This is a genomic window from Rhodococcus sp. EPR-134 (genome assembly GCF_001647205.1).
Taxonomy (GTDB): domain Bacteria; phylum Actinomycetota; class Actinomycetes; order Mycobacteriales; family Mycobacteriaceae; genus Rhodococcus_F; species Rhodococcus_F qingshengii.
The window spans coordinates 23,210-29,527 of the sequence record NZ_LVCT01000162.1; the positions used below are offsets into that span (position 1 = coordinate 23,210).

Consider the following 6,318-nt stretch of genomic DNA (forward strand, 5'->3'; position numbering starts at 1 on the left):
GCGTCGGCTCATGCGCGTAGGGCGGGATCGCGGTGAGCCGGATCGATCCGAACCGGAATCTGGCACACCACGGCCTCGGTGTGTTTGCGCAGTGCATGAGCGATCTCATCGGTCCGTTGGCTCGGGAGGAACCGGTGCCATCTGGTCGCCGGGTCGATGGTGGCGACGACAACAAAGGTCTCTCGGTGGGGGAAGTGTGTGCGGATGTATCGGGCGAGAGTGTTCCCCACCGAATTCTCGGTGTCCTCGATGACGATCAAACGCGAATTCGGATGTCGGGCTTGCCATCGGCGGGTGAAGTCCGTCGTCGATTCGTGGGCCAGGCAGACTCGAATTGCGATGGGCTGTGACGACATCGCCGTTGCCGCGGCCATCGCGCGGGTGGAGAGCGACGTAATTTCGGACACGGGTACTAGGACCGCTGGTTTGTATCCGATAGACAGAGAATCGTTCTCACCCTGAACGGTTAACCGAGTACCGATATGTGTGTACGCACCGCGGATGCGTTCCATGCCGAGGACGAGCGCAGGGAGCGCGAGAGCGATCAACCAAGCGCCCTCGGTGAACTTCATGGCGGTAGTCACCACTGCTGCGATCGAAGTCAACGCAGCCCCGAAACCGTTGAGCGCCAATCGCCACTTCCAGCCCGGCGTCTGTTCGGCGAGCCAGTGGCGCACCATGCCGAACTGCGCGAGCGTGAATCCGATGAACACACCGATGGCGAACAGCGGCACCAAGGTGTTCATGTTTCCGCCGGATCCGATGAGCAGGAGAGCACCGACGCCACCGAGCGACAAGACGCCGTACGTGAAGACGTCGCGCGTCGACTTCCGGCTGAAGCGGTGCGGGAGCACGTTGTCGTCGGCGAGGATTCGCATCAGGTTCGGAAGTCCGCCGTACGAGGTATTCGCGGCCAACGCCAACAGAATCACGGTGGAGAATTGGACGACGTAGTAGCCCACACCATTTCCGAGGGCAGCGGAAGTGAGTTGCGACAGGACCGTTGTTCCGGGGACTGGGGCCAGTGAGAACTTTTCGATCAACACTGCAAGGCCGATCAGCATGGTGCCCAACAGGATTCCCAGAGCTACTTCGGCACGCTGAGCGCTACGCACGCGAGGCTTCTTGAAACTGGGTACCGCGTTGGCGATGGCTTCGACACCGGTCAATGCGGCGCAACCACTCGAAAATGCCTTGAGCAGAAGGAGAATGCCGATCGTGTGTGCGTTGTCGACGACGAGGGGAGCCGTTGCGGCAGCAGGGTTTTCCCGAAGCAGTCCGGCACCGATCACCGTGAAGATGCTGACGACAAAAACCACGGTGGGCAACATGAATACCCGCGCGGAATCTGCGATGCCCCGTAGATTCAGTGCAGTGATGCCGCCGAGTATCGCCAGTGCGATCCAGACCGCGTAGGGAAGAAGTGCGGGGAAGGCGGAGGTCAGAGCCGCGACACCGGCTGCGATCGATACCGCGACGTTGAGGGTGTAGTCGACGATCAACGACGCGGCGGCGGTCAAACTTGCCCGCGGGCTCAGATGCTTCTTTGCGACGGCGTAGGCGCCACCGCCTTCGGGAAATGCGGCGATCACTTGGCGGTACGACGCCACCAGGACCACAAGCAGCACTGCGATGGCGATTGTCACCGGCACGGTGAACCCGATCCCTGCGCCGCCGGCGAGGGCCAACACCAACACGATGGCTTCTGGCCCGTACGACACCGAGGCCATCGCGTCGAGCGAAAGCCCTGCCAGTCCGGTTGCGACGGAGAGCTTCTGATTCTCTGGCCCACGGGCCGGGCGGGTCGTCGACGATATGACTCCACGGTGTCCGAGTATCACTGCATGTCTCACCGAGTCAGTATCGTCATTTCCCGTAGCTCTGAGACTGATCTTGACGATGCTTTGACGCGATGGCCCGCAAATCTGTACGGGTTCACAACGGGGGTTCGAGTCGCGGGAAGCCTTGTGACAGCTGATCAATCCAGCGAGCGCGCTTGGCGAGAATATCGCGGTTCCGAGACTCCGATTGGGCGGCGACGTGCGAAAGTAGGTCGCGAAGTCGGCCCAGAACGAGTGGCGAGTTCGATGCCGAGGCTATGACGTCGTCCAGTCCGGTTCTGACGAAGCTCGTGAAGTCGGGCAGTGGAATCACCACACGCAGATCACCACGCTCGTCGACGGCCCGGATCGAATCTGCGCGTACGGAGGCCACCAGAGAGAGGAGGTCCTCGATCTCGTCCAGAGCCTGCACGGCCGTCGCAGGATCGTTGATAGCGGGTGAGAGCGCTCTGAGCGCGATGTCAGCCAACAACCGAATCGCGAGTAGGGGGTCCTGGGTGAAGGTCCGCTCACTCCCACTGACCAAGGCGTCAAGGATCGTGTTGGCGGGCATGGGTCCGCCGTAGACGTCGGCGAGCGGCAATCCGTCTCGCAGCGTGCTACCCGGCGACACTCGGAGGATTACCATGGATCGGCAGTTCCGAGCGTTCTGCAGCAGATCTTCGACGAGGATCTGCTGCAGAACGGCCGGCGGTCGATGCCACTCGATAGTCGTGATCACCGGAAGTGTTGGTAGAGGAGGCAACTCCAGATCAGTGGTGGGGTACACGGCGGCGAAGACTGCTCGGCCACGACTCGAGATCGAGGTCAGTACAGGAGCCAACTGGATGGCCGAGAATGCGCGCAGCTGGAGCAGCCTGATCAGCGTCAGCGTCGCCAAGAGTGCCATCACTGCGAGACTTGGCACGACCACGGACACGTCCGTTTCGTTGCTGATGGCGAGCGCCGCCGTGATGTCGAAAACCGACTGGCCTATTGCAAAAGCAAACGTCCGCCACACGATGGGGTCGTCGCGGAACAACAACAAGCGAGGAGTGAAGGTGGTCGCGGCCCATTGGACGACAAGAAACAAGAGCGAGAAGATCACCGCGACAACGCCCAGTAACCCCAGACCGAGTGCAACGAGCATCTCGCTGACCTGACGGGCGGGAATCATCGGGCCGCTCCGGACATACGGCATCCCCAGTCCGGCAGCCAGTCCCACGACGACGCACAGGATCTGGGTCAGGCCGGCACGTACACGGCGCCGGGGGACGAGGAAGGCATGCCCGATCGGGGTGGGAGCGAAACGTCCGGGCTGATCCACACTTCAAGCCTCCACGCTGCGGCAATGGTGCGCCTTCACCCGAAACGGATGATGTCGACGTCGTCGCGATCCTGAAACGCTTGAAAGAGCCATGTGAGAGACAGAAGGCGAGACGTCATGACGGATCCGACAGACCAGAGCCGCGCCGTACTACCGATTCCGGATCGACAACATCTTGGTCTGGTGACGTACGACGCGAAGGATCCGGACACCGAGTTTCCGCCGATCACTCCGCTACTACCGCCGGCCGGCGCACCCAATGTTCTGGTGGTCCTGTTGGACGACGTGGGATATGGCGCGAGCAGTGCCTTCGGCGGACCAGCGGACACACCGACTGCTGAGCGATTGCAAAGTAATGGGCTCACGTACACGCGGTTTCACACGACGGCACTGTGTGCTCCGACCCGCGCCGCTCTTCTGAGCGGGCGCAACCATCATTCGGTCGGCATGGGATCGATCACCGAAACCGCTACCTCGGCTCCTGGTCTTTCCGGCCTGCGGCCGAATACCAAAGCCGCACTGCCGATGACGTTGAAACTCAACGGATACTCGACGGCTCAGTTCGGCAAGTGTCACGAGGTTCCGCCGTGGCAAACATCCCCGGTGGGACCGTTCACGTCGTGGCCGACGGGAGAAGGCGGATTCGAGCATTTCTACGGATTCATCGGCGGGGAGAACAACCAGTATTACCCGGCGCTGTACGAGGGCGTCGCGCCTGTCGAGCCGGACAAGACACCGGAGGAGGGTTACCACCTCACCGAAGACCTTGCCGATCACGCGATCGACTGGGTTCGGATGCAGAAGTCCTTGGCTCCGGACAAGCCGTTCTTCGTCTACTTTGCACCCGGCGCCACACATGCACCGCACCATGTTCCGATGGAGTGGGCCGACAAGTACGAGGGCCGGTTCGCAGGAGGTTGGGACGCTCAACGCGAATCGATTCTCGAGCAGCAGAAGCAGCGGGGAGTCGTTCCCGCGGATGCGGTCCTCACCCCGCGTCCCGAGGCCATTCCGGCGTGGGAGGACATGAGTGAGGAGATGAAGCCCGTCCTCGAACGCCAAATGGAAGTCTATGCAGGATTTCTCGAACACACCGATTTCCATGTCGGCCGGCTTGTCGATGCGATCGAAGAACTCGGAGCTCTCGACAACACCCTCGTGTACTACATCATCGGAGACAACGGAGCGTCCGCAGAGGGGACGATCAACGGCGCTTTCAACGAGATGGCCAACTTCAACGGACTCGCCGCCATCGAGACGCCCGAGTTCATGGCGGAAGTGAAAGACAAATTCGGTACCAAGGACGCATACAACCACTATTCCGTGGGGTGGGCGTGGGCAATGTGTACCCCGTACCAGTGGACGAAACAGGTTGCGTCGCATTGGGGTGGCACTCGTAACGGGACGATCGTGCACTGGCCTGCAGGGATTCGGACCAAGGGGGAGACGCGGTCGCAGTTCACCCACGTCATCGACGTTGCACCGACGATCCTCGAAGCTGCGAAACTACCGGAACCGACCTTTGTCAACGGCGTCCAGCAATCACCCATCGAGGGGACCAGCATGGTCTACACCTTCGACGACGCCGAAGTCGCCGAACGTCACGATCTGCAGTACTTCGAGATGGCCGGCAACCGTGGAATCTATTACAAGGGTTGGAGTGCGGTCACCAGGCACAGCACTCCGTGGCTGTTCGCGGAGGCACTCCCCGCTCTCGACGACGACGTGTGGGAGCTCTACGACGGGTCTCAGGATTGGACGCAGTCCAAAGACTTGGCGGCCGAGTTGCCGGAGAAACTCGCTGCACTGCAACGCTTGTGGTTGATCGAAGCGGTCAAGTACAACGTGCTTCCGATCGACGACCGAAGATTCGAGAGGTTCAACCCTCACATCGCGGGGCGTCCGCAGTTGGTGTCCGGGAACCGACAGGTTCTGTTTCCCGGAATGAAACGGCTGAGCGAGCACAGCGTGCTGAGTATCAAGAACCGATCATTCAGTGTCACAGCAGCAGTCGACGTCGCGGATGGCATTACTGCCAACGGTGTGATGATCGCGCAGGGAGGCAGATTTGGTGGCTGGGCACTTTACGCGCGGGAAGGCCGCGCCAAATTCGTCTACAACCTATTGGGCATGGCCGAGTTCGTCATCGGTTCCGACGTTGACATTCCGGCAGGATCACACCAGATCAGAGCTGAGTTCACCTACGACGGAGGTGGTCTCGCGAGAGGCGGTGGGGTCACGATCTATCACGACGGTCGCGAAGTGGGCTCAGGTCGCGTCGAGCAGACGCAACCGATGGTCTTCTCCGCGGACGAGACCACCGACATCGGGGATGACTACGGCATGCCTGTCAGTGTCGATTACAGTGGCGCAACCACATTCAACGCACGTATCGACGTCGTGCAGATCGATGTCGGTGACGACGACCATACCCACCTCATCGATCCGGAGGAGGTGGCGCGAGTGGCGGTGTCCAGACAGTGATTCCACAGGCAAGAGCAGCAGTCACAATCTCCTGAGGGAGGGTCGCAATGCCGACCGTCATCCGAACTGTTCACGATCTGGTCCGCCACGCGCGCGGGCCGACACACCATCACCACCATCAATCCGTGCACGAGGCGCGGCGAATGCGTGCCCACCACATTCTGGTCACGCATTCGCTCGCCTGATTTCGGGGCTACAGGTCGCGCGCCAATGCTCGTCCGGCTGCGCGGCCCGAGAAGATGCAGCCGCCGAGGAAGGTCCCCTCGAGTGCGCTGTAACCGTGGACTCCGCCGCCGCCGAAGCCCGCGACTTCACCGGCTGCGTACAGGCCGTCGAAGACACTGCCGTCGGCCTTGATGACCTGCGAATCCAGGTTGGTTTCCAAGCCGCCGAGAGTCTTGCGTGTGAGCAGGTGCAACCGGACCGCGATCAGTGGGCCGTTCTTGGGGTCCAGGATCTTGTGCGGTGCAACGACGCGCACGATCTTGTCTGCCAACAGATTACGGGCACCGTGGATGGCGGTGACCTGGAAGTCCTTGCTGTACTTGTTATCGACTTCGCGGTCGCGGGCGATCATCTCGCGCTCGATGTCCTCGTAGTCGAGGAGCGGTTCGTCGGTGAGGGCGTTCATGCCGTCGACCAGATCACGAAGGTTGTTGCGCACAACGAAGTCCGCGCCCTTCTGCT

At 61.3% G+C, this 6,318-nt stretch carries 5 protein-coding genes; 2 read left to right on the forward strand and 3 right to left on the reverse strand.

Annotated elements, in window-relative coordinates:
• Positions 1-8: 8 nt before the first annotated feature.
• Both A2J01_RS07295 and A2J01_RS07300 read right to left on the reverse strand, forming a co-directional pair.
• Entirely contained in the window at positions 9-1,730 is a 1,722-nt protein-coding gene (locus A2J01_RS07295; RefSeq protein ID WP_442971555.1) for an APC family permease, read from the reverse strand.
• A gap of 205 nt (positions 1,731-1,935) precedes the next feature.
• Positions 1,936-3,147: a DUF2254 family protein gene (locus A2J01_RS07300; RefSeq protein WP_064112414.1), complete on the reverse strand. Its 1,212-nt coding sequence runs from the start codon at positions 3,145-3,147 to the stop codon at positions 1,936-1,938.
• Positions 3,148-3,264: 117 nt separating this feature from the next.
• Here A2J01_RS07300 and A2J01_RS07305 point away from each other — a divergent pair, with 117 nt between their 5' ends.
• Both A2J01_RS07305 and A2J01_RS35700 read left to right on the forward strand, forming a co-directional pair.
• Positions 3,265-5,631 (forward strand): arylsulfatase, encoded by a 2,367-nt coding sequence (locus tag A2J01_RS07305; protein ID WP_064112415.1) that lies wholly within the window; start codon positions 3,265-3,267, stop codon positions 5,629-5,631.
• Positions 5,632-5,678: 47 nt separating this feature from the next.
• Positions 5,679-5,816 carry a hypothetical protein gene (locus A2J01_RS35700; protein WP_153211511.1) on the forward strand — a complete coding sequence of 46 codons (138 nt, stop codon included), beginning with the start codon at positions 5,679-5,681 and terminating at the stop codon, positions 5,814-5,816.
• Between the two features lie 8 nt (positions 5,817-5,824).
• On the opposite strand, the gene A2J01_RS07310 is transcribed toward A2J01_RS35700, so the two are convergent.
• Positions 5,825-6,318 (reverse strand): FAD-binding protein (locus tag A2J01_RS07310; RefSeq protein WP_156519204.1); only part of this gene is annotated, 494 nt, incomplete at its 5' end.

Excerpts from the sequence above, each read along its gene's own strand:
- A2J01_RS35700 (WP_153211511.1), top strand. The coding sequence starts at position 5,679 with ATGCCGACCGTCATCCGAACTGTTCACGATCTGGTCCGCCACGCGCGC.
- A2J01_RS07295 (WP_442971555.1), bottom strand. The coding sequence starts at position 1,730 with ATGGCCTCGGTGTCGTACGGGCCAGAAGCCATCGTGTTGGTGTTGGCC.
- A2J01_RS07305 (WP_064112415.1), top strand. The coding sequence starts at position 3,265 with ATGACGGATCCGACAGACCAGAGCCGCGCCGTACTACCGATTCCGGAT.